Below are 20,806 nucleotides of genomic sequence, written 5' to 3'. Positions count from 1 at the left end.
TTATGCGTAAGTTTTGTTTAGTTGTAATAGGTGTTGCTCTATAAAAATTTGCTCGTAGTGCCAGTCTTTACCCAAATGCCTGTTTTGGAAATACAGGTAATAAGCTTTGGCCTCCGGGTCGGTTAGTGGCAAACTGTATCCTTTGCCTTTTATCCTCGCTTCGGTTTTGTTTCGGAGCTTCTTAAATACCGAAAACATGATATCCTTTAACAGGCTCTCGGCAACGTCCTCGGGCTGCGCCGGGTTGATCACTTTCTCAAACAGATGCATGAGCCTGTGTGCTTGTTCGTATGATAGTTTTAGGGTCATTGTTATGTATAAATTGAATTTTTAAGAGAATGAGGTTAAAGTCTCGTTTGAGCATTCGGTCAGCTTTGCACCATTGTTTCATGGCTTCCTTAGCCTGATAGGTGAACTTTTCGCCTCTGCCGAACATCTCGCCCAATTCTTTCACAGGGATATGCGGTTTAAAATGCTTTACGAGGCATACAGCCATGTTTCTGCCTATCACATAAGGTCTGGATGCCGCCCGGCCGATAACGCCTTTATAATGCAGGTTTCTGTGTGTACATACCGCAGCTATAATGCGTTCAATATCGAGGGGGATCGATGGTAAATTTTTCATATCGCTTGTTCCTCCAAATCGGCCATGCGCTCACCGCAGGCCATGTATATTTTTTTAATTAATTGATCGCTTTGTAATTTATCGTCGATGACAGGCAGGGCCTTACAGGGTGATGAGCGGTGCATATTCAACGATGCTGCTATAGCGCTCAGATCGTAGCCCTCTTCAATCATAAGCATCATAGCCACGTAGCGGGCATAGGTAGGGTATGTTTGTACCCTACGGCCCAACTCATCAACCTGCACGCCGGTTACATCCTTTACCAGTTCTATGATCTCCGCTATGGTCATTATATCAGCTCCCTCACTTGTTCAAATCGAAGCATAAAGGCATCGTCATTCAGCAGGATCATAAAGTCGTTGATGTGGTGATACTCGTGTGTCATGGCCCAGCGGTCAAATTTGATCTCATAGGCAAATGGCAAAAAGTCAAGCTCAACACGGGCAGCCCACTCGTTATTCCAAAAGCCACGGAAAACGGCCGAGTATTCGATCTGCCGGCACACCGCAGGCCATTCCTTAGCTAATTCCTGCACAAACAGTTGATACTCTAAAAATTGGTGTTCACAGTATTGCTCATGCGTCCAGCCGAGCAGCTCGCACACCTCGTTAAGCTGGTCGGCGTTTTCGTCCCGAACCTGCGCTATGTGCGTTTTGAATACTTTTAGCTCTTTGGTTTTCATTAGTTGTTTAATATTTGCTGACCGTATATCACGGCTGATTTTGTTTCGTCAATAAACAGGTTACAAGGCTCTGTCCGGCCGCCTACGTCTATCGTTAGCCCCTCCACGTAAAAAATGAGCTTCGATAATCTTTTTATCAGTTTGGCTGCCGCGGTGTATGGCTTGCCGTCCTCTTCGTGTGCTAAAAAGATGAAAAGCACCTCGGGGAAATCTTTGAGCAGTTGTTCAAACCGCCCGTTGTTTAATTCTCGTGAGTAAACCGTCACATTATCAATCACTACTATCTTTGGTGCCCTCCTTGATTTTAGCACGATGTATAATTCTTTGATACTGATGTATCGCTGCCATTGCAGGCGCTTATTTGTGGGGTCTATGCCTATCCGCTTTACCGTTTGTACAAAGGCTTTTCCGGTGCCCTCTTCGCCGCTTATGTAAAGCAGCTTGTCAAAATGGCTCAGCATATCGGCCATGAGCATGGCAAATGTTGTTTTGCCGTTCTTTTCGTTTCCCCAAATAAGCCACGCTCCGTAGCGCTCCGGGTTTCCCATGGCCTTGCGCCAGTCGCCCGCTAAATCAAAAACATCGTGTTCAATTGCGAAGAGGTTTGATGTACTTAAAGCCCTCTTCATAGGCGTTATGCTAATTGTAATCGTTGCTGTTGTTCCTGTAGCAGGATATAAAGGCTCTCGGCCCGCCTTAAGCCGCCAAGCTGGTTGCTGTCACCATTTGCGGTAAGGCATTTCCTTACAATGGCGTTCAACTCGGTTTTATCTTTCATATTGGCCTCCAATACCTGGGTTATCATCCGTTGATAAAAGGCCATCTTTTGATCACGACCTATTGGCACGGCCGACGAGTAATTTTCGCTGAACCGGCTGAACAGTTCGCGGTAACCAACCTTTTTGTTTTTAATACCTTTTTCGATGCTGTGACGCAGGCCATCGGCACCCATCAGGTACCAGCCGCAAGCGCCCTCTGTGGCGTTCCACAATTCTTTAAGTTCAAGTAAGGCGGTGTACTCCAAATCACCGGCCTCATCAACAATGATGATAGGGCGTGACATGATTTTGAGGTAGTATTTGATGTTTTCCTTAACCTCATTGTATTTATCGTGATGGTCAACACCGATGATCCGGGCTATCTCCCGTATAAAGGTTTGTTTGGTTTTGCACTGGCTGGCATCTACATAAAAACAATCTTTACGGGTACGTGAAAGGTATTTGGCAGTGAACGATTTGCCTATGCCGCACTCATCCACGTAGATGCGGGCCTTTGAATTTTCCTGACAGAAGATCACGTCCTCTTCAATGGTGTTAAAAACATCGGTGCGGGCAACATTCCATTTATGATCATTCATGGTAACCCCAAGGTGGCGGCCAAGCGTTATCCATGAGGCGTTACCAAGTTGCTGCTGTATCTTTCCCCTTTTAAGGGTGCTAAATACCGACTTGTTGATGCCGTGTATCTGTGCAAAGTTTCCATCATTGCCGGTATACTGGCTTCTGGCTTCAAGCAGGGCGTCAAGTACTTTTTTTCTAAATTCGTCTGTAATGTTTATCATGTTAATTAGGGTTTAAAAGCGGTCAAACATTGATTTTTTATGTGTTGGGATGGTGTTAAGGTTAACCAGGTAGTCATCTTGGTTAATATCAGGCAATACACTGCCATCGCCTTTAGTAGCCTGCTTTTTATTAGGCCTGCCGGGCATCTTAAAGGTTACCGGCTCCGGTGCTGTGTTTTTGATAATGGTAACAGCTTCTATCTGCTGTTTTTTCCTGCGGCCATAGCTGTTTATAGTGGCATCGTAGGCATTCATGATCGCTTTGGCTGTTTTGTCCTGTTCGGTCATTTCCAGATCGGCACGGGTGTACCGTGGTTTGGCAACCGCATCGCAGATATACTGTGTACCTATATACACCAATGCTTTCAATACGCTGCCATCATTTGCGTCAAGCCAATAGATGTCGATATCCTTGCCCTCCACTTGTTTCATCAGGTTAATAAGCTTGTCGCCAAGCGCAACCTTACCGCTTTCGCCTAAAAGGAACTCAGACGACCTGAAACGGATGATACCTACATTTACACTTGATTGCTCCTTACGGCCGATGTGTGGCAGAATAGCCTGATAGTTGGTAGGTTTCAGATCGGGATGCTGCATTTGGCAAAACACCTCCCAACGGGTTAAATGCGTGTGAATGCTGTGTTTGCGGCTATTCCATTGCTCAATGTCGTTGTAGCAACCCTCTATGATGTCTTCGTAAGGGATACGGGCCACCTTTTCGGTGTCAATCAAAGGTTGGTTGGCTTCTGATCTCGCGTGCGGCCTTGCTAACCATCCCTCCCGATCCTTTTCGTACTCATAACGCAGCTCTCTGAAATACCGCTCAATACGTTTACCACGGGGATTATTAGGCAACATGCTCACTTTTTGGAACATGGCACCCTCGCGTAAAAAGGTATTGGTAAAAGAGCTGTTTAAGCTCATTTCGCACTCTACCTGGTGTGGCAGGTGAAAGCCCCACTCCGCATAATTGCGTACCATTTGGCGGTAAAACTCGGTGATGATACCCTCTTTAGTATCGCCGTCAACTGCAACGGTAAAACACTCGCTGCCCAGGTCAATAGCATTGTAAAACCATGGCCGTTTACCGTCGAGGGCTTTAAAAGGCGGCTGCCTGTCATCTATAGAAATGATACTACCGGCAAACTTGGTTTTATTGTAGCTATGGTGAGGTTTAAACAGCGCCATTAAGTCTTTACGACTGGTAGACCGGTGCTGATAGGTACCAATCTTGTTAGCCCACTGTGCCATGTAGTTTTTTACAGTGGCATCGCTCAGTTTTTTGAAATCCTTACGGTCGTAAAGCTCAGCAGTATTGTTTACTACAACTTCGCAGTATCCATTTAAAAAGGCATCGTAACGGCGGTAAACCTCGGTAGCTGTAGGCTTGGTTTTGTCGGTAGCGAACATAGCATTGAGCAGATCGAGCGTTTTGTCGGTAACCTTGCGGGTATTTTGATTTTTGTGCTTACCGCTAATCAGCGTTAGGTAGCCGTCTTCACAGTATTCATGAAACTTGTTGATGAACGACCGCTCGGCCTCCGGTAGCGTATGCTGCACGCCGTGCTTTGCCTTTAATGTTGCTTGAAAGCTCATGGCATCGTTCCATAAGGTTTGGTTAACGCCATGCAGGGTGATCTTTTTAGTACGCCGTTCGAGTTCCCGGTCGTGCTTAAGCCTTTTAAGAGCTTCCATCACACTCGCGTTAACGGTGTACTGCTCTTGGTAGATGTCGTCCAGGTAAGTATTATCGGGGAAACGGAATGTGCTGTAATAGTTAACCGCGCCGCCGTCGATCTTATAATAAAGCTCGAGCACATGATCACACTTGCGAGGATCACCGAGAGCCGTTTGAATTTCCTTTGAAAGGCTGTCAAATATGATCAGCAGAGGCGTACCGTTATGCGCCCGGCAGGCACGTTTGATTCCATAGTCCTTGTTTTTGTAACGTTGGATGGAATTTTTTAGGGCCTGCTCGGTATACCAGGGCGCAAGCTCATCCTTTGTTACTACTAATATATTGTTCCAGAGTTCAGGCATGAAAGTATTTTTATTGAGTAATTAACTTTAGAAGTCTTGGAACTATGTTAGTTCCCTTGTAGTGGCCATTTACAGTATTACTTAAAACCACTCTGCTTATTTTTAACTTATCTGACAGGAACTGAATTGACTTGCCAGATTCAAGAACCATCCCTTTTAGGGGGAGATTTTGAGGATATTTCACTTCTTTGTTTGATTCTTCCATTTATTTATACTTTTGTAAATACTTACACAAGTATATTCACTATTTGTGAATTAAAAAAACAATTTGACAATAAAAATTCACACAATGATTGCAAATATAGATAAGTCACTGATTCTTAATAAGATAAAATATTTCTATAATTTAGCATCTGATAAGGATTTGGCTGAATTTTTAGACATAAGCCCGCCAGTTTTGGCTAATTGGAGGAAACGAAATACTATTGATTATGATATAATATTCACGAAATGTGAATCAATGGACTTTAATGACCTCGTCGGGCATGAATCTGAAAAATTTGCAGAGCCTAAGGCGGAGTATCTACTAAGGTCTGATAGGAGGTTGGACACTCAAAGGGTGCCTTTATATGATGCCAAAGCGGCGGCGGGCTTAACAAAGCTTTTTGCTGGAAAACCAAACGTTATAGACTATATTACTATACCAAACCTGCCAAAATGTGACGGTGCAATGTATATGACCGGAGACAGCATGTACCCACTTCTTAAATCAGGTGATATTATCGCATACAAGCAGGTAAAGGACATTGCTAATGGTATAATATGGGGCGAAATGTATGTATTATCATTTCTGATAGATGATGAGGACTTTACATTGGTAAAATATATTCAAAAATCAGATTTGGGCAGTGATTACATTAGGTTAGTAAGCCAAAATTCACATCACTCATCAAAGGACATTCCGCTCGAATCAATTACGGCAATGGCACTTATAAAGGCCAGTATCCGCTTTAACTCAATGAATTAATTGAACCTAAAAACCACTTATCACGATGAAAAAAATTACTTTACTTCTCATTTTGGGTATTTCCACCCATCTTAAAGCCCAAACATTAAAGCCTGATCCTACAACCACAAACCCATCGTATACCAGGCCATATAATTTGATAGATACTGTTATATCAAGTAAATTGACCAAACAACAGTTATTTAGCAATGCAGTAAACTTTTCAATTGGCAACCGCTGCTCTATTATTTATAGAACTGATGATTATACAGAACTCGATTTTAGGGGAAGTACGGCACGGTCATTTGTTGGAAAGGATAAAAATGACAATGGCGTACGTATAGAGTTGTTTTATGTAGCCAAGCTATTATTTAAGGATAATCGTTTTAAAATAGTTCTCTCTACGCTTGAATATCCTTATCCAAGATCACTAACTCCATTTGGCCCAGAACTACAAACAGGTGTTAAGTTTCCGGTGCAATTACCCGGTTCTACAGATATAGAAAAACATAATCCGGAAGCGATTAGCATGTGTATTTCATTGATCAAGGATATTTCCTCAAAGATCAATCAGAATTCAGGTGAGTTTTAATCATAATCTCTTTACAAGTGTCAGATAACTTCTCAATAATCATTTATTTGATTTAATAGCTGATTTACAGTATGTTACATGCGATTATAATATAAATAACATCTGCCATAAGGGGGTCTTAAAGTGCCAAAAATAGCCATTTTACCCCGTTTTTTTTGCCATAAGGGGTATTTATCGCGTCTCAAAAAGGACACCACTGAGTACCCAACTGAGTACCCAACTCGGTATCCTACTTCAAAAACATGGCATTTTTGCCAAAAACAAAGCCCTGCCAGTACCGCAAGCAATTGCAGTAAAAGCAGGGCTTTTAAGCGCATTAAACAGGCTTTAAAACCGTGTTTAATGGTATTTTAACGCCGTTTTTATTAAGTTTATGGTATTATGCTGCGGGTATGCTACCGGTAGGGGGCGTGTTAATGGTAGTAAGCTGGTAGTTTGTGGTACTTGTATTTTTCGTTTTTATTTTAGGCTCATTAAAATTTGCCTCAAAAACCGCACTCACACTATCAAAAACGCCGTTTTTTTTCATTTTGCCGTTTTCTTTCTATTGTAGTTTTGGTTATACCCCCTATACTTTTTACAGGAAAACCGGGCCGTTGTATGTATGTAAATATACGGATTTAAGTCAGGAGTCCGAAGTCTTAAGCCGAAAGTCATGAGTTAAAACTTAAGACTTTAAACTTCAGACTTATCCCAGCGCTTTGATCGGACTGCCTGTCCATTCGGTTTCGGAGGCCAGGGTTTCGCCTTTCATCACCAAGGATAAAGGTTCAAGTTTTACATCGTCGCCTATCTCGCTGTCGTACAAAACAATACTGCGGGCGCCTATGCTGCACCGGGCGCCTATTTTGATGCTGCCAACCTTCATCACCCGGTCCTCAAATAAGTGGGTCTGCGGGCCGCAGTCTTCATTTAAAGCGGTATCATCACCAATAGAAACCATATCGTATTCGGTAATATCGGTGGTGTTGAGCCATACCCGTTTACCAATCTTCACGCCAAACAAACGCAGGGCCCAGGGTAAAAACGGAGTCCCTTTTAAAAATTCCAACATAAAGGGAACAGCCAGGGCTTCATAGGTGGTGGTGATGGCTTCGCTTCTCCAAACGCGATGTGTCCACATGGGGTTCTGCTCTTTTTTAAACTTGCCTATCACCAGCCATTTTAAAGCCAGAGAGATGAAGAAGGCAGGGAGTCCCATATAGAAAAGGTAATAGAATGGCACTTTGGGTATTTGTTCCAGTATCTGTGAAACGGTCCGTTCCTTGATCAGATCATGACAGTAAGCGATAAACAGCACGCTGCAGCAAATGATCACGGTTTCGGGCAGCAGGATACGAATGGTTTCAATCAGGCCGCGGGCCAGTTTCCGAGACCAGGAAGGCGTAGTAGTAAGCGATGCCGGGTAAGTGCCGCTATCCTGCCGGCGGGGCAAAGCTATGGCGGGCGAACCAAACCAGTCGCCACGGGGGTTACCCTGCTGTTGCTCAATGGTTGGCGGCACCGATAGTACACCTATCAGCATATTATCGCCCAGTTCGTATCCCTGAGGAATCAAGGCGCTGTTACCCACAAAGCTGCTGTTGCCAATGGTGGTCTTTTTTAAGATGAGCCGTTGGGCACGAATATCCTCCTCGCCCAGGGTAACGGCATCCGCGATAAACGATTCGTTGCCTATCTCGAGCATAGTATGGGTAACGTTACTGGCAGTGGAGATCTCGGTATTTTTACCAATTTTTGACCCCAGCATCCTGAAGAAAAAGGAAACAAAAACCGTGGCGTATATGGGGTGCAATACAATCAATGCTACGGATATCAATTGGTCGGACAGCCATTTGCGCACATAGGTACGACTAAAAACGGGATAAGTGCCGGGTTTGATGCCCCATAAAAGCAGACGGGATAACAATACCGTTTCAAACGCGTACAGTAATATGTATACAAGCGTGAGTGCCGGTACATGGATAAAATAGCTAAAATCATAATCGCCGGTTTGCAGATCCAGGTAATTCAACAACCTGATGACAGGGAGCAAAGGCACCAACACAACCGCCGGGAAAATAATAAGCAGCAGCGTATACAGAAAACCGTAAGTCTTGATCTTGAGGAAAGGTGATTTAAGCGGTAACGGCAGTTCTTCGGGCTGCATTTGATGTACCTTTTCTGCAGGGCTGCCTTTCCATACCTCGTAAGCTTTGATGGTTTGACCGCTCTGCAAATGGCTCAGGTCCTGCAGCTCGCCCCAGTCTTCCACCACGGTATCGCCCGACAGCACCGCGCCGCTGCCAATATAAGCATGGGCGCCTATGCTGATCTTGCGGAATTTGATCAGTCCGTTTTCAACCGATACGTTATCCAGTACCACGCCCGAGCTCAGGCTAACATCGCTGCCAATTTCCAGCAGGTCATTGGCGCCAATAGTAACCGCGCTTATTTGCGCGTCTTTGGCTACACGGGTACCCAGCATGCGCAGGTATAAAGGGTAAAGTGGTGTACCATTCATGAATTGAGCAGGGGCCAGCTGTGTTAAGCGGTTTACCAGCCAGTAACGGAAATAGTAGGAGCCCCACAAAGGATGATCACCCTCTTTAACCTTGCCCAGCAATATCCATTTGGCGGCAATACCCAGTAAAGATAAAAATGGAGGTATCAGGCAGTACAACAACAAGGCTACTGCCAGACCGATACCTGAATTATCCTGTCCCGATTCGGTTTTGCTCACTATATAATAGTAACCCAGGTAGGGCACAAATATTTGAACGGCGAACAGTCCATATATAAATAGCAGGGAGATGCCCTGCGCCAAACCGCACAGCAAATAACGCAAAGAGGGAATTTTGTGAAAGATCTCCTTGTCTACCGTTTTCTTTTCCCGGGCTTTCTTTTCGGCAAGTTCCCAGGTATTGATGAGGTTTTTTACCGGGCGATTGGTGTAAATATCTTTTAACGACGCGTGCTGGATCCCGGCTTCTTTCCGTAACCATGACGAAAACGTAGCAGCTAATAAAGAATGCCCGCCCAGGTCGGTAAAAAAGTCCGATTCGGGGGTAATATCCCTGCCGGGGAACAGGTGATTCAATCCAGCCATTACTTTTACCGCCAGCGGATCATCAGCGCTGATATGAATTTCCTGCTGCTCGGGTACGTTTTGTAAAGCCTCGGGCACAGGGAGCGATTTACGGTCGATCTTGCCGCTTGGCAGCCGGGGAAACTTATCCATCTGGATAACTACCAGCGGCACCATATAAGGCGGTAAAACTTCTGAAAGGCGGCTGCGACTATGCTGTTGATCAAATGCCTGCCCTGGTTTCAGCGTAACATAACCCACCAGCTGATCCTGACCTGTTGAATCTTTTTTCAAGGCAACCGCCGCTGTGGCTACCTCTTCGAGCTGATTCAATCTCGATTCAATTTCGCCCAGTTCAATCCGGTAACCGCGAAGCTTCACCTGGTCGTCCAGCCGGCCATGAAAATCAATGCGGCCATCGGGCTGCATCACCACGGCATCCCCGCTCAGGTAAATACGGTCGCCGGCCATTCCCATCAGGGTTGCCGGCTTGGTCAGGAATTTTTCGCGGGTCAATTCCGGCCGGTTCACATAGCCTTCGCTCACACCCGGGCCCGAGATGATCAATTCGCCCTGTTGCCCTGTTGGCAGCAGGTTAAATTTATCGTCAATTACGGCCAGGTCATAGTTGGGCAATGGCCCGCCAATAGTAATGGCATCGCCGGGTGTCAGCGGCACCATGGTGGTGGTTACCGTTGTTTCGGTAGGGCCGTAGCTATTGTAAAATATGTTTTTGCCGGGTTTACTCCAGCGGTTTAACACTGCTGGCGTACAAGCTTCGCCACCCGCGTTAATGAGGCGCAGGGTTGGGATATCATCATCCATAACGGCCAACAAACTGGGTACGGCGTGCAGTATAGTAATTTGCTGCTGCCTTAATATGTCGCTGAGTTCATCGATTGATTTTGCCGTGGTGGCATCGGCTATCCATAAAGTGGCGCCGGCAAAAAGACTTATCCAGGTTTCTTCGCACCACATATCAAATGATACCGAAAAACCCTGGTATACTTTATCCTGTGGAGTGATCTCCAATACGCTTTGCTCCGAGCGGATGAGGTGGCAGATATGTTTATGGAGGATGGGAATGCCTTTGGGTTTACCAGTACTGCCCGAAGTGTACAGCACGTAGGCCCGGTCGTCCGCATCCGGACCAATAGGCAACACATAGTCTCCATATTCGTCCTTAAATTCCGGAACAGCAAACACAGGACAATCCAGCGAGGGTAAGGCATCACTGAAACAGGCTGCGGCACCAATCTCCTGCAATACGATCTGCAAGCGCTCTTCGGGCATTTCCCTGTCCAGCGGAACATAGGCCGCACCCGATTTTACAATTCCCAAAATAACTGCCTGCAGCCCGAGTCCGCGGGATTGCCATACCCCTATAGAATGGCCCTTGCCAATCCCTTTTGAAGCGATAAATGCTGCGATGTAATTACTCCAGGAATCAAGCTGGGCGTAATTCAGTTGTCTGTCGCCAAAAATGAGGGCGGTATTATGGGCATATATGGATGCCGACGCTCTGAAAATGTCGGCAATGGTTTCGTGTTTAATAAAGTCAGGTCGTTCAGTCCCTTTTAGTAAGCTCTTGGCTATCATCATTTTGGTTAGGCCTATAATAGTTTTGTCTGCAAATTGGTAATGCAAACTTTGCCGACCAAATGTATTAAAAATGCGGGGTTGAAGAATTTAATAACACATGATTTAACAATAGTATATTATTAATATTTAATCCCAGCTTCAACAGACGTGTATATGACTTTGTTTAGGTATAAACGTTTAAAACGGTTATTTTTTTTATCCTTCCGCGAGATTAGCACAGCGATCTTACCGGTTGAGAAAACAGATTTGTCATGCTGAACGAAGTGAAGCATCTGTTATGCGCCAGGCATGCTGAAGAAGATCCTTCGCTATCGCTCAGGATGACAAAAATAAAAGAGAGGGATGTCGAGTGCAGCGATGACAGGGTGAGTCGACATCAGGCTATCATTCATCGCTTTATTTTATTTATATTTACGAAACCTGCTATTCGAAAAATATAAATGTTAAACCTAAAATGTTATTTAGCTCAGTTATCAATACCTCTCATGCTATTAGCGGCGATGAGGTATTAAAAATAGTTTTATCAGTTATAGCCGGCAGTATCCTGGGGTTTGAACGGGAGATCAGGGGTAAATCGGCAGGCTTCCGTACACTGGCGCTCATTTGCTTTGGCTCAACGGTATTTACCATTTGCTCCTACCTTTTAGGTGTTGACTCTAACCGCGACCGCATAGCCGCCAACATCATCACCGGCGTGGGTTTTTTAGGGGCGGGCGTTATATTTCGTAACAATGTGAGCGTTTCGGGCATCACCACCGCCGCTTCTATCTGGATAGCCGCCGCCATAGGCATGTTAATAGGTATTGGCGAATATCTACTGGCGGGAGTATCATTGGTATTAGCTTTATTTATACTTTACGCGCTTGATTTTATCCAATTCCAGATCGATTTCCGCTTTCAACACCGCGATTATAAGATCACATTTAAGGACAAATATCCTTCGGGCGCTATTCAACAGCAGATCAAAACCTTAAACTTGCAGGTTACCAATTCCAAATTATTGCGCTCAGGCGAGCAAGTGATCCTGGAAGTGCTGGTATCCGGCAAAGGGAAACAACTGGAACTATTTAATGAATGGCTGCTTGACCAGGCCATTGTCCAATCCTTTGAGTGGTAATCTTCCTTAAAAAGCCTTTCATACTCCCCGCATTATTTTTTATATTTTAAATGCTGCACAACATGGATACTATTATTGAAAGAATTAAAAAATTTAATGCACCGCTACTGCCCGACAAAGTTCAACTAAAATATAAAGCGATGACCGAAAGCCCTTTTCGTTTTTTCAGGGGTACCTGCCATTTGTTTTATGAAGATTTCCAAGATCATTACTTTCTGAAAATAGTGTCGATCAAAAAGCATTTTTTTTGCATTTGACCAACAATCTTTATTTTTTTTCATTAAAAGCTTCCAACCGCAAACAAACGTTTGCGTGGTATAAAACAGGCAGCTTGAAATTATACTGGCAATTCTGAACAAAAGGGGCAATAGTATCGCAACTCACAAACAACCACACAGACCAAAAGCCTCCAGCGAAAACCGGGGGCTTTATAGCACCTTTTAAGGTAAGGATACTGTGTTATTTCTATGGTGATCTTAAGAATTCACTTCTTCTTTTTCGGTTGGTTGCCCCTTACCTGTAGTGATCAGGCTACTCAGGCTATTACTTATATAACCACACCAGGCATTTGAACAAGCACCATAGCATTCATATTGAGGTGTTAACCCCACGTGTGTAAAACGCAGTTCCGTTTTGTTGCCATATTCAGCAATCTCAAAAATAATTTGGGTACCTGTCCACTCACTTTTATCTTTTACAAAATTGAGGTTACTATCAGTTACAAACCAAACAACTTTTTTGCCGGGTATCAGCTCTATTAATTTTTGTTTGGAATAATGCACGTCCCCAAAACGGACTTCGAATTCATCATTTAGTTTTTGTGAACCGCCTTCCATGTTTTCTGTCCACCATCCACAAACGTTATTGATGGCGTCAAAAACTTCTTCCGGCGACTGGTCAACCGTAAAAACGATGGTATAATTTTGATCTCTCATTTTTTTGCCCTTTCTATTTATTTTATAACTCAGCCCTCATTTCCTGCGCTTTTTTAACCGACTCTTCTATCGGGTTGGGCTGGCCCTCGCCTTTGGTAATAAGGTCGTACAAACTTTTGGTGATGTATGTACCCCAGGCGTTAAAACAAATATCGTAACACTCATATGCCGGTACAAGGCCAACATGTGTAAAGTGGATCTCTGTTTTATCGCCCTTTGTGGTAATTTCAAAAACAACATCTGTATCCACCCATTCGCTCTGGTCTTTAATGAAATTAAAATGGTTTTGCAGTACATGCCAAACTACTTTTTTGCCAAGTATCAGTTCGGTGATCTGGAATGTGCAGGTATGTACATCCTGGTAATGGTAATAAAATACGGCACCCAATTTATCAGTATCACCTTTAGTTTCTTCCGACCACCATCCGCGTACATTATTGATGGCATCGAAAGCTTGGGTTGGAGTTTGATCTACCAGAATAGTAGCTGTGAAATTTTGATTTTCCATGATTTCTATCGATTTATTTTTTGTTGGTTCTTTCATTAAGGAGGGTCTCTAAATTTTTCAATTTGCTGCCCCAGAATTGGTCAAAATACTCCAACCACTTGTGCAATTCATTAAAGCCCTCCTGTTTCAGGATGCAATGCCGTTCCCTGCCGATATCCTGTATTGAAATAAAGCCAGCGTTGTACAGCACTTTAATGTGCTTGGACACGGCGGGGCGGCTCATTTCAAAATTGTCGGCCAGGGCATTAATGGTTAAGCTATCTTTCGAGAGCAGGTATAACATTTGTCTCCGGCTCGGGTCGGCAATTACCTGGAATGCGTCAAGCCTGTGTTGTTCCATTTGCTGTATTGTTGATTATTTTCAAAAGTTTTTGGATAAGTTCTAACCAGCCTTTTTCCATCGAGTTGAACATAGACAGGAAGTTGTTTGTTCCTTCGAAACCGCGATGTATTAGTAGCAGTTCGGTACCATTGTCTTTCTCTGTTAAAGTCCAGTTCACCACCGAGCGGGTAAACGTTCCATCGCCTGGTCCAAAATCCCAGGAATAGGAGAGCTTTTTGAAAGGAATGATCTCCAATACTTTGCAATAAAAAATCCCATCGAAATCCATATCGGGCATCGGGCTGGCATGGAAATTAAATTCATGCCCTATGGTGGGCTCAAAATCGTTCTTCATGAGCCATTGAGCAATTAGCTCAGGTTTTGTAAGATACTCCCAAACCAGCTCAGGTGGATTGGGATAAAAAAATTGGTGTTGAATGATCTTTGCCATAATGCGTAACCTTTAAGTTACCCAAATGTATATGTAACTTCTGAGTTACGCAAATTTATTTTTACTTTTTTTTAAAAATTTATTTTTATGATATTTCTGTGCTGCCAGGAGCTTTATGCCTTTACGCGGGCGTCTATTTAAATAATGCAGCAGGTGAAGAGGGGAATGCTGAACCAGGTTAGGAAGTGAATGTTCTTACTGTATGCAAACACTCCCCAACCATGCGATCAGCGAAAATATAATTAAACCACCGAGTGCAGCAAAGCTCCCGGTAATAAGTAGATAAGGATTACTATTGGACGAACACTGTTCAGAAAAATCCTCTAAAGAATGTTGTTGTTTGAGTTTGTCTTTCACGAACATGTCTACCTACTACTCTTTTATATAATTGGTAAGATCAGTTAAAAGTTGAATTGAAAAAATTGTTTATTATTTAAAAGTTGCCGAAAAATCAGCAATACTATAACCAGAACCAATTACTGTTCCACCGTCGCTGTCATAAGTGGAGATCGAAATTAATTTGCTTGCCCCTTTGTCGAACCTTATACCTTCGCTGTAATTGTTATCCGGATCATCCAGAAAAACATGGTCCATACTGGTGTAGGGTAACTCTTTTGTCCCGGCTTTATATACTTTTACCACATATTGCTTAAAAATGATATCAGTACTGATAAGCGGTTCTAATTCGACGAAATCTCCAAACACCCCGGTTACATTTTTCACTTCTTTTACGGAGGTATAAGTAATCTCATATGTTTCATAATTAGACGCATACTCAAAAATTTCAATATCCACCGGGCCTCCATAAAAATCTTTAAAGGGCGTACTGAACCTTAACCGTAAACCCATATTTTCTGGGTTTGTGACAGGAGTGAGCACTAAATTATTTGATAAGGTGGTGCCATCATAAAATATCTTTTTAACCTGGTTAAATGGACTTGCAGCTACTTCGATATTACCAACTGTTTTGCCATCCGCTTTTTTACGGACCTGAATCTTATCTCCTGGGGTAAAAAGAGCCCCGGTTTTACTTGTTGTGAATGCGTCATCAATCGCCTGCCCTAATATTCTATTATTAAACACAAACTCCAGTGTATCCGTCATCACATAACCCTTAATGGTAAGGTTAACCGGTTCACCTTGATTGGGATTGAGCAATTGCTCCTTTTTACACGCCAGTAAAAACAGCGCGAAAACTAAGATTAGGTATTTTAGTTTGATCATGAATTTTTTTTAATATGTACTATTCTTCAAAAAACCGGAGCATCAAATGATGCCCCGGTTGTAATAAAAAACTTATGCTAAGTTTTAGAAAGTAAATTTAGTCCAGGTAGCTAACCAGTTACCAGAAGCAGAAGTAATGGCACCACGAGTTTGTGCAGGGCCAAAATTAACTGCACCTGAATTATAGAACGGCTGAGTCATACCCCAGGTAGGAGCGGCAGCTGCAGTTGAAGTATTTAATACGCCTGAGGTGACAAATGCACCGGTACCCAATACTGAAGTTGCAGCAGTAAAGCCATGAGTGGAAACATTGTTTAATGCTACCAGTGAAGCATTTGCGTCAACATCAGCTACGATACCTGTAGGATAACCAGTAAATAAAGAATTGTTTACAGTAGCCTCAGCACCACGACGGTTACGGAAAGCCCATTTAAGGCCTGGAGCAGTAATAGCTGGTGATAAAGTTGCAGCAGAAGTACCTATTACACTGAAATTTGACAATGTAGGGTGAGTTTTAGGTAATTTGCTAAAAGTTGCATCTTCTGCAGGTGCATTATTATCAGACTCGATACCATTTGAATCGCTGGCACCGCTGCTGGCGCTATGAGTTGAGTAAGCATCAACTACACCGATAGCAAACTGGATAGTACCGGTAAAGCCGTTATCAAAATCAAACTGATCGTCGTCATTTGCAAATGAGATCAGGAATTTAGGGCTTACTTTACCACCAAAAAACTCAAATCCGTCATCAAGGCCATAAGAAGCCTGTACGTGATCGATAGTAGTACCGCTACCTACACCACCTAAAGTTAAAGAGTTCACTTCAACATTTGGAGCTAATACATAGCCAGCAAACTCAATACGAACAAACTTTATTGTACCGCTGTTATCAGCATCATTGGTACCACCATAGTGAAATTTAGGATCATCAGCCAAACCTTCAATTAATTTATCACCTACGTTAATTACAGCGTTACCTAAAAGGATAACACCACCAAAATCACCAGGTTTTCCAACAGTAGCGTTATTACCATCTAACAGGTAACGGCTGGTGAAAACGATAGGGCTGCTTGCAGTACCAACAGCATTAATTTTAGCGCCTTTGGCAATTACCAATACACCATTTTGAACACCTGCGGTATTTACAGTTGATTTGATGAAAGTACCTGCGTTGATAGTCAGGGTAGCGCCGCTCCTTACGGTAACAACACCGCTGATTTCCCAAACATGAGCCGCATCCCATGTAGTGTTGGTAGTAATATCGCCACTTACAGTAGTTACCGGTAATGATGTAACTGAAGATGGGTAATCGGTAGCAGCAGTGCTACGGTTATCAAACGAAGCACCATTATTGGCTTCTTTTTTACAAGATGTTACTAAAATTCCTGCAGCCAGGCATAGGGCTACTAAAGATACTTTTTTCATTTTGTTGTTTTTTTGTTTTTCAGGGAGGCAGTTAATTTTTAACCCCCGTTATTCGGTTTACTTGGAATTCTCTGAAGTTCTGAATAATAGCATCTCCTGTTGTTCAAGATCAAAAAGAGAAGCTGTTTTCAGACTTAATTTTTTATTATCTTTACGGCTGAACATAATTCACCTGTATCGATCTTCTGGTCTAAACCCTTGGCTTAGTAACAGGCATCCTTTCGGGTATTTTTATATTACTCTCAGGGTTCTTATCCTGGTTGTGCCGTTAGCGAGCAAGCTATTCGGTTTTTAAACGAAGGGTTTTGAGCACCCTTCGTTTTACTTTTTATAGCACAGCAGGATTTTATTTTTCCTTCATTTTTTAATTGTTTAACCATTATATATCTACATTCATGATGTATTCTCGTTGTTAAAAATTATAGATAAGTGATGTGCTGTAGGTACGGCCAAATTTCTGTTGAAACCTCACCTGGTCACCGTTTTCATATTTATTAGTAAAGCCAGGTTTTAAACGCATGCCTTTGCTTTTATCCGCGCCTCCATAATTGGGAATATTTTCATAACTGGCAGTGTTGCGATAAAACGTAGAAATATTATTAGTGAGATTACCCGCGTTGAACTTAATTTCTATTTTATTTTTCAGGAACCGGTAACTGATCTGAATATCCAGTTGCTCCCGTGGCTTTTCATACTCGATGGCGGTTGGGTCATCACTAACGATATAGGTTTTATAGCCCGATTTATTATATGCCGCGTTAAAACCTAAATGATTACCTATGTATTGTAAGCCCACATTATACAAGTAAGGCGACTGCCCGTACATGGCCCGCTTTTGCTCAACAGGAACCTGCAGCTGAGGTTTGCCAACTTCCGGATTATCAACCGCATAGGTAGCCTGTACCCTTGATTTTTGCAGCGTAAGATTACCATAAGCAGTTATATTTTTCAGGATTCCCTCATCGGCTATAAAACCGAAGTTTTTACGAAGCTCGAACTCCAATCCATACACTTTTGCCCAATCCGCGCTTTGCAGGTAATAATTATCTGTGCCATTATAAAAATATGATAGTTCGGCAGGTTTATCAAAACGCTTATAAAAACCACCTACCGAGATGATCTCACCTAGGCCAGGGAACCATTCGGTTTTAAGGTCATAGCTATTGATGCGGGTACTGTACAGGCCTCTGTTACCATACAAACCATCCAGGTAAGCGCTATATCTGAAAAACGGGTTATTATCCATCAGCTCCGGCCTCACCACACTGCTGGAAACCGCCGCCCTTACATTCAATGACTGGATCGGGCTGTACGTTAAATTAGCCGAAGGAAGCCATTGCCAGCGCTTATCTGGTTTTACACTGAATACGCCTTTATCGCCTTTGATATTTGCCCCGTACTTGATCTCCGTATATTTATAATACTCGCCCCGTAAGCCCCATACTAATCTGAGCTTATCAAATATCCGGTTATCCAACATCACATAACCGGCGTGTGTTTGGCTTTTACCCTTATAACTATCTAAAAAAAAGGGTTGAATACCATAACTATATTTATCATAAGACAGGTTTTCCGGTTTAGATGCTTCACTTATTGGCTTGTATTTTAAGCTATCGGGGCCATTATAAGCCAGTACAGCAATCTGCCAGTCAAACTCCGCTTTTTTCTGAATGCCAAAATAACCCGTTTTTATACTGCTGCGGATACCTGCAAAAGTAAAAGGCAGGGTACCCGACACGTCCCAGGAATAGTGATGTTCTTTATTACTGAGATGCTGACGTGAGGTTTGTGATATCGTGGGTTCTGTAAGTGAGCCCCCCCCATAAAAATACTGATAGCTATTGCCTATTAAAACCGGGCCACTCGAAGCAATAGACACATTTTTTTCCTGCCGGCTTACCGAGGTTCTGGCAGCATCCCATTCAATTTTTACTTTACCCAGCTGGTGCTGCCCGCTCAGCTTATTTTGCAGCAAGGTAGTATAGGTGGGATCATCTGCCTCCACAACCCGGTTTGGTGGTTCATTCGCCTTCACGGCACCAGGCCCATCCACGAGATTGTACCCGGCTATCCTTGTCAATGTATTATCATATACATGTGTATAGGTATTGCGCAAACTAAAGCGATTTTTACCCAGCTGCAAACCCACATTTAGCAAGGCGCCCAAAGTGGTGTTAAATACATAGGCGGCACCTGTATTCAAATCCGGACGCTGAATATTCCAGTCGCCTCTGGATTGATCATCTATAATATTAATATTTTGCGTATTACGATAGCTTATGGCGCCGGTAAAACCCAGCCTATTATTTCTGGTAGTGTCCAGCGTTAATAAACGGCCAATAGAAAACTGGTAGTTTTGTGAGGGGGCCGTTTTATATTTATACATAGTAAAATTATCATTCGTAAACCTTTTACTTTGATCAGTTACCTTTTTTTGATAATCGGCGTCAGAAAGTGCAGCGTTGGGCGCTGTATTTCTGTTAGTTTGTTCCAACCCGGTAGGCAAATCACGCCTGCCGTCGTCAAAACCGAAGTAATCATATTTCCCGCGTTTGTGGCTCAGGAAATCTTTACCGGTGCTTTGATCATTATATGCCGCACCGGCAGTAAAACTTATAAAATTTTCGTTCGGGATATCCTTAGTATTCACCTGGATAAGTCCACCGCCAAAACTGGCATTCATATCAGGCGTGACCGTTTTGCTCACCACCACGTTATCAACCAAACTTGAGGGGATCATATCAAAAGAAAAATTGCGGCTCTGCGCCTCGGTGCTTGGCAGTACAGTTCCGTCCATCATGGCGGTATTATAGCGTTCCCCAATACCCCTAACCAATACAAACTTATTATCAATGGTACTTACACCACTGATCCGCTTTAAGCTTTCACCAATATTTTTATCGGGTGTACGCGCAAGCTGTTCGGCACTGATGCCATTACTAATTTCTGAAGCGTTTTTTTGGCGGATAAGCAGCCCATCAACCGATGCCTTACGGTAGCTGGCCGTTACCACTACTTCTTTTAAAGCAGAGCTTGCCGGTTTTAATGAGATGTTTAAAGAGGTATTCTTGTCCTCCGTTACCACCACCCCGCTGATACGCATGGTTTGGTAGGATATATAAGTGATCTCCAGTGTATAAGTACCCGGAGCTACACTTAATATGTATTCGCCATCAACACTTGTTTGTGTACCGTTCCCGGTTTCAATTATTCTGACGGATGCACCGGGAAGAGTTTCCCCTTTTTCATCCAGTACTTTTCCGCTGATCTTACCTGGTTTTACCGGAGCAGGTAATTTATATAAGAGGACAGTATGCTCATCAGCAAATTTGAAACCGACACGGGTGCCGGTCAACATCTGTTTTAATACCTGGGTTAAAGCGACATCCTTTACATCAATATTAATACGACTGCCTTCATTAAAAATAGACTTGTTATAATTGATCACACAACCAGCCTTACTTTCCAATGCGGCGAGCCCATCTGGAATACTTACAGCTACTAATTTCAAACTGATGTTACCGGGAGCTCTTTCTTGTTTTAAAGCAGAACCAAATGTGTTGCCGGAAACATGGCAAAATAATAAGAACATGAACAGGATTGACCTGTAGTTTAATCTGGAAAAATGCTTATTTACTTTTTTGTAAAAGCTTATATTCATAAGTTTACGACGATTTTTAATTTTCACGAGTTAAAAACTATTTCTTTG

Annotated in this window: 20 protein-coding genes; 4 read left to right on the top strand and 16 right to left on the bottom strand. The window is 43.1% G+C overall.

What is annotated here, in order from left to right; genetic code table 11:
- Genes AB6735_RS18665 through AB6735_RS18635 form a run of 7 tightly spaced genes read right to left on the bottom strand, consistent with a single transcriptional unit; the run spans position 1 to position 4,908 of the window.
- Positions 1–270: a hypothetical protein gene (locus AB6735_RS18665; protein WP_370997404.1), complete on the bottom strand. Its 270-nt coding sequence runs from the start codon at positions 268–270 to the stop codon at positions 1–3.
- Positions 257–625 carry a hypothetical protein gene (locus AB6735_RS18660; protein ID WP_370997402.1) on the bottom strand — a complete coding sequence of 123 codons (369 nt, stop codon included), beginning with the start codon at positions 623–625 and terminating at the stop codon, positions 257–259. Before AB6735_RS18660 ends, AB6735_RS18665 begins: the two co-directional genes overlap by 14 nt.
- On the bottom strand, positions 622–915 hold the full coding sequence (locus AB6735_RS18655; RefSeq protein WP_370997399.1) for a hypothetical protein: 294 nt from the start codon (positions 913–915) through the stop codon (positions 622–624). Before AB6735_RS18655 ends, AB6735_RS18660 begins: the two co-directional genes overlap by 4 nt.
- Positions 915–1,307, bottom strand: coding sequence for a hypothetical protein (locus AB6735_RS18650; protein WP_370997397.1), 393 nt, complete (start codon positions 1,305–1,307; stop codon positions 915–917). The genes AB6735_RS18655 and AB6735_RS18650 overlap by 1 nt, the downstream gene beginning before the upstream one ends.
- Positions 1,307–1,936, bottom strand: a complete 630-nt coding sequence (locus AB6735_RS18645; protein WP_370997396.1) for a hypothetical protein — start codon at positions 1,934–1,936, stop codon at positions 1,307–1,309. Before AB6735_RS18645 ends, AB6735_RS18650 begins: the two co-directional genes overlap by 1 nt.
- A gap of 5 nt (positions 1,937–1,941) precedes the next feature.
- A complete protein-coding gene (locus tag AB6735_RS18640; protein ID WP_370997395.1) occupies positions 1,942–2,868 on the bottom strand; it encodes an AAA family ATPase in 927 nt (308 codons plus the stop codon).
- A 12-nt stretch (positions 2,869–2,880) separates the two neighbouring features.
- Positions 2,881–4,908 carry a hypothetical protein gene (locus AB6735_RS18635; protein WP_370997393.1) on the bottom strand — a complete coding sequence of 676 codons (2,028 nt, stop codon included), beginning with the start codon at positions 4,906–4,908 and terminating at the stop codon, positions 2,881–2,883.
- Between the two features lie 289 nt (positions 4,909–5,197).
- Here AB6735_RS18635 and AB6735_RS18630 point away from each other — a divergent pair, with 289 nt between their 5' ends.
- Both AB6735_RS18630 and AB6735_RS18625 read left to right on the top strand, forming a co-directional pair.
- The gene (locus tag AB6735_RS18630) at positions 5,198–5,875 is read left to right on the top strand and encodes a S24 family peptidase (protein ID WP_370997391.1); all 678 of its coding nucleotides are present in this window, start codon (positions 5,198–5,200) and stop codon (positions 5,873–5,875) included.
- A 25-nt stretch (positions 5,876–5,900) separates the two neighbouring features.
- A complete protein-coding gene (locus AB6735_RS18625; protein WP_370997390.1) occupies positions 5,901–6,446 on the top strand; it encodes a hypothetical protein in 546 nt (181 codons plus the stop codon).
- Positions 6,447–6,825: 379 nt separating this feature from the next.
- Here the strand turns inward: AB6735_RS18625 and AB6735_RS18620 are convergent, their stop codons facing one another.
- A complete protein-coding gene (locus AB6735_RS18620; protein ID WP_370997389.1) occupies positions 6,826–6,975 on the bottom strand; it encodes a hypothetical protein in 150 nt (49 codons plus the stop codon).
- Positions 6,976–7,134: 159 nt separating this feature from the next.
- Positions 7,135–11,115: a Pls/PosA family non-ribosomal peptide synthetase gene (locus AB6735_RS18615; protein WP_370997388.1), complete on the bottom strand. Its 3,981-nt coding sequence runs from the start codon at positions 11,113–11,115 to the stop codon at positions 7,135–7,137.
- A gap of 454 nt (positions 11,116–11,569) precedes the next feature.
- Between AB6735_RS18615 and AB6735_RS18610 the strand changes: the two genes are divergently transcribed.
- Entirely contained in the window at positions 11,570–12,232 is a 663-nt protein-coding gene (locus tag AB6735_RS18610; RefSeq protein ID WP_370997386.1) for an MgtC/SapB family protein, read from the top strand.
- A gap of 50 nt (positions 12,233–12,282) precedes the next feature.
- Positions 12,283–12,489, top strand: a complete 207-nt coding sequence (locus AB6735_RS18605; RefSeq protein ID WP_370997385.1) for a DUF2252 family protein — start codon at positions 12,283–12,285, stop codon at positions 12,487–12,489.
- A 219-nt stretch (positions 12,490–12,708) separates the two neighbouring features.
- On the opposite strand, the gene AB6735_RS18600 is transcribed toward AB6735_RS18605, so the two are convergent.
- The 7 genes from AB6735_RS18600 to AB6735_RS18570 all read right to left on the bottom strand — a co-directional run bounded on the left by AB6735_RS18600 (position 12,709) and on the right by AB6735_RS18570 (position 20,758).
- A complete protein-coding gene (locus AB6735_RS18600; RefSeq protein WP_370997383.1) occupies positions 12,709–13,167 on the bottom strand; it encodes an SRPBCC domain-containing protein in 459 nt (152 codons plus the stop codon).
- A 22-nt stretch (positions 13,168–13,189) separates the two neighbouring features.
- Positions 13,190–13,675: an SRPBCC domain-containing protein gene (locus AB6735_RS18595; RefSeq protein WP_370997381.1), complete on the bottom strand. Its 486-nt coding sequence runs from the start codon at positions 13,673–13,675 to the stop codon at positions 13,190–13,192.
- 13 nt (positions 13,676–13,688) lie between these two features.
- A complete protein-coding gene (locus tag AB6735_RS18590) occupies positions 13,689–14,015 on the bottom strand; it encodes an ArsR/SmtB family transcription factor (protein WP_370997379.1) in 327 nt (108 codons plus the stop codon).
- A complete protein-coding gene (locus AB6735_RS18585; RefSeq protein WP_370997378.1) occupies positions 13,996–14,448 on the bottom strand; it encodes an SRPBCC domain-containing protein in 453 nt (150 codons plus the stop codon). The genes AB6735_RS18590 and AB6735_RS18585 overlap by 20 nt, the downstream gene beginning before the upstream one ends.
- A 429-nt stretch (positions 14,449–14,877) precedes the next feature.
- Entirely contained in the window at positions 14,878–15,672 is a 795-nt protein-coding gene (locus AB6735_RS18580; protein WP_370997376.1) for a hypothetical protein, read from the bottom strand.
- Between the two features lie 84 nt (positions 15,673–15,756).
- On the bottom strand, positions 15,757–17,097 hold the full coding sequence (locus tag AB6735_RS18575; RefSeq protein ID WP_370997374.1) for a hypothetical protein: 1,341 nt from the start codon (positions 17,095–17,097) through the stop codon (positions 15,757–15,759).
- A 412-nt stretch (positions 17,098–17,509) separates the two neighbouring features.
- Positions 17,510–20,758: a TonB-dependent receptor domain-containing protein gene (locus AB6735_RS18570; RefSeq protein WP_370997372.1), complete on the bottom strand. Its 3,249-nt coding sequence runs from the start codon at positions 20,756–20,758 to the stop codon at positions 17,510–17,512.
- Between the last annotated feature and the right edge of the window lie 48 nt (positions 20,759–20,806).

It is taken from the genome of Mucilaginibacter sp. RCC_168 (genome assembly GCF_041355315.1).
Classification (GTDB): Bacteria; Bacteroidota; Bacteroidia; order Sphingobacteriales; family Sphingobacteriaceae; genus Mucilaginibacter.
The sequence above is the reverse complement of the archived record's forward strand: the minus strand, read 5'-3'. Positions and strand labels throughout refer to the sequence as shown.

Coding starts and splice junctions, on each gene's coding strand:
- AB6735_RS18590 (WP_370997379.1), bottom strand. CDS start 14,015: ATGGAACAACACAGGCTTGACGCATTCCAGGTAATTGCCGACCCGAGC.
- AB6735_RS18660 (WP_370997402.1), bottom strand. CDS start 625: ATGAAAAATTTACCATCGATCCCCCTCGATATTGAACGCATTATAGCT.
- AB6735_RS18625 (WP_370997390.1), top strand. CDS start 5,901: ATGAAAAAAATTACTTTACTTCTCATTTTGGGTATTTCCACCCATCTT.
- AB6735_RS18585 (WP_370997378.1), bottom strand. CDS start 14,448: ATGGCAAAGATCATTCAACACCAATTTTTTTATCCCAATCCACCTGAG.
- AB6735_RS18640 (WP_370997395.1), bottom strand. CDS start 2,868: ATGATAAACATTACAGACGAATTTAGAAAAAAAGTACTTGACGCCCTG.
- AB6735_RS18570 (WP_370997372.1), bottom strand. CDS start 20,758: ATGAATATAAGCTTTTACAAAAAAGTAAATAAGCATTTTTCCAGATTA.
- AB6735_RS18665 (WP_370997404.1), bottom strand. CDS start 270: ATGCATCTGTTTGAGAAAGTGATCAACCCGGCGCAGCCCGAGGACGTT.
- AB6735_RS18645 (WP_370997396.1), bottom strand. CDS start 1,936: ATGAAGAGGGCTTTAAGTACATCAAACCTCTTCGCAATTGAACACGAT.
- AB6735_RS18655 (WP_370997399.1), bottom strand. CDS start 915: ATGACCATAGCGGAGATCATAGAACTGGTAAAGGATGTAACCGGCGTG.
- AB6735_RS18600 (WP_370997383.1), bottom strand. CDS start 13,167: ATGAGAGATCAAAATTATACCATCGTTTTTACGGTTGACCAGTCGCCG.
- AB6735_RS18620 (WP_370997389.1), bottom strand. CDS start 6,975: ATGAAAAAAAACGGCGTTTTTGATAGTGTGAGTGCGGTTTTTGAGGCA.
- AB6735_RS18635 (WP_370997393.1), bottom strand. CDS start 4,908: ATGCCTGAACTCTGGAACAATATATTAGTAGTAACAAAGGATGAGCTT.
- AB6735_RS18610 (WP_370997386.1), top strand. CDS start 11,570: ATGTTATTTAGCTCAGTTATCAATACCTCTCATGCTATTAGCGGCGAT.
- AB6735_RS18605 (WP_370997385.1), top strand. CDS start 12,283: ATGCTGCACAACATGGATACTATTATTGAAAGAATTAAAAAATTTAAT.
- AB6735_RS18580 (WP_370997376.1), bottom strand. CDS start 15,672: ATGATCAAACTAAAATACCTAATCTTAGTTTTCGCGCTGTTTTTACTG.
- AB6735_RS18630 (WP_370997391.1), top strand. CDS start 5,198: ATGATTGCAAATATAGATAAGTCACTGATTCTTAATAAGATAAAATAT.
- AB6735_RS18575 (WP_370997374.1), bottom strand. CDS start 17,097: ATGAAAAAAGTATCTTTAGTAGCCCTATGCCTGGCTGCAGGAATTTTA.
- AB6735_RS18595 (WP_370997381.1), bottom strand. CDS start 13,675: ATGGAAAATCAAAATTTCACAGCTACTATTCTGGTAGATCAAACTCCA.
- AB6735_RS18615 (WP_370997388.1), bottom strand. CDS start 11,115: ATGATGATAGCCAAGAGCTTACTAAAAGGGACTGAACGACCTGACTTT.
- AB6735_RS18650 (WP_370997397.1), bottom strand. CDS start 1,307: ATGAAAACCAAAGAGCTAAAAGTATTCAAAACGCACATAGCGCAGGTT.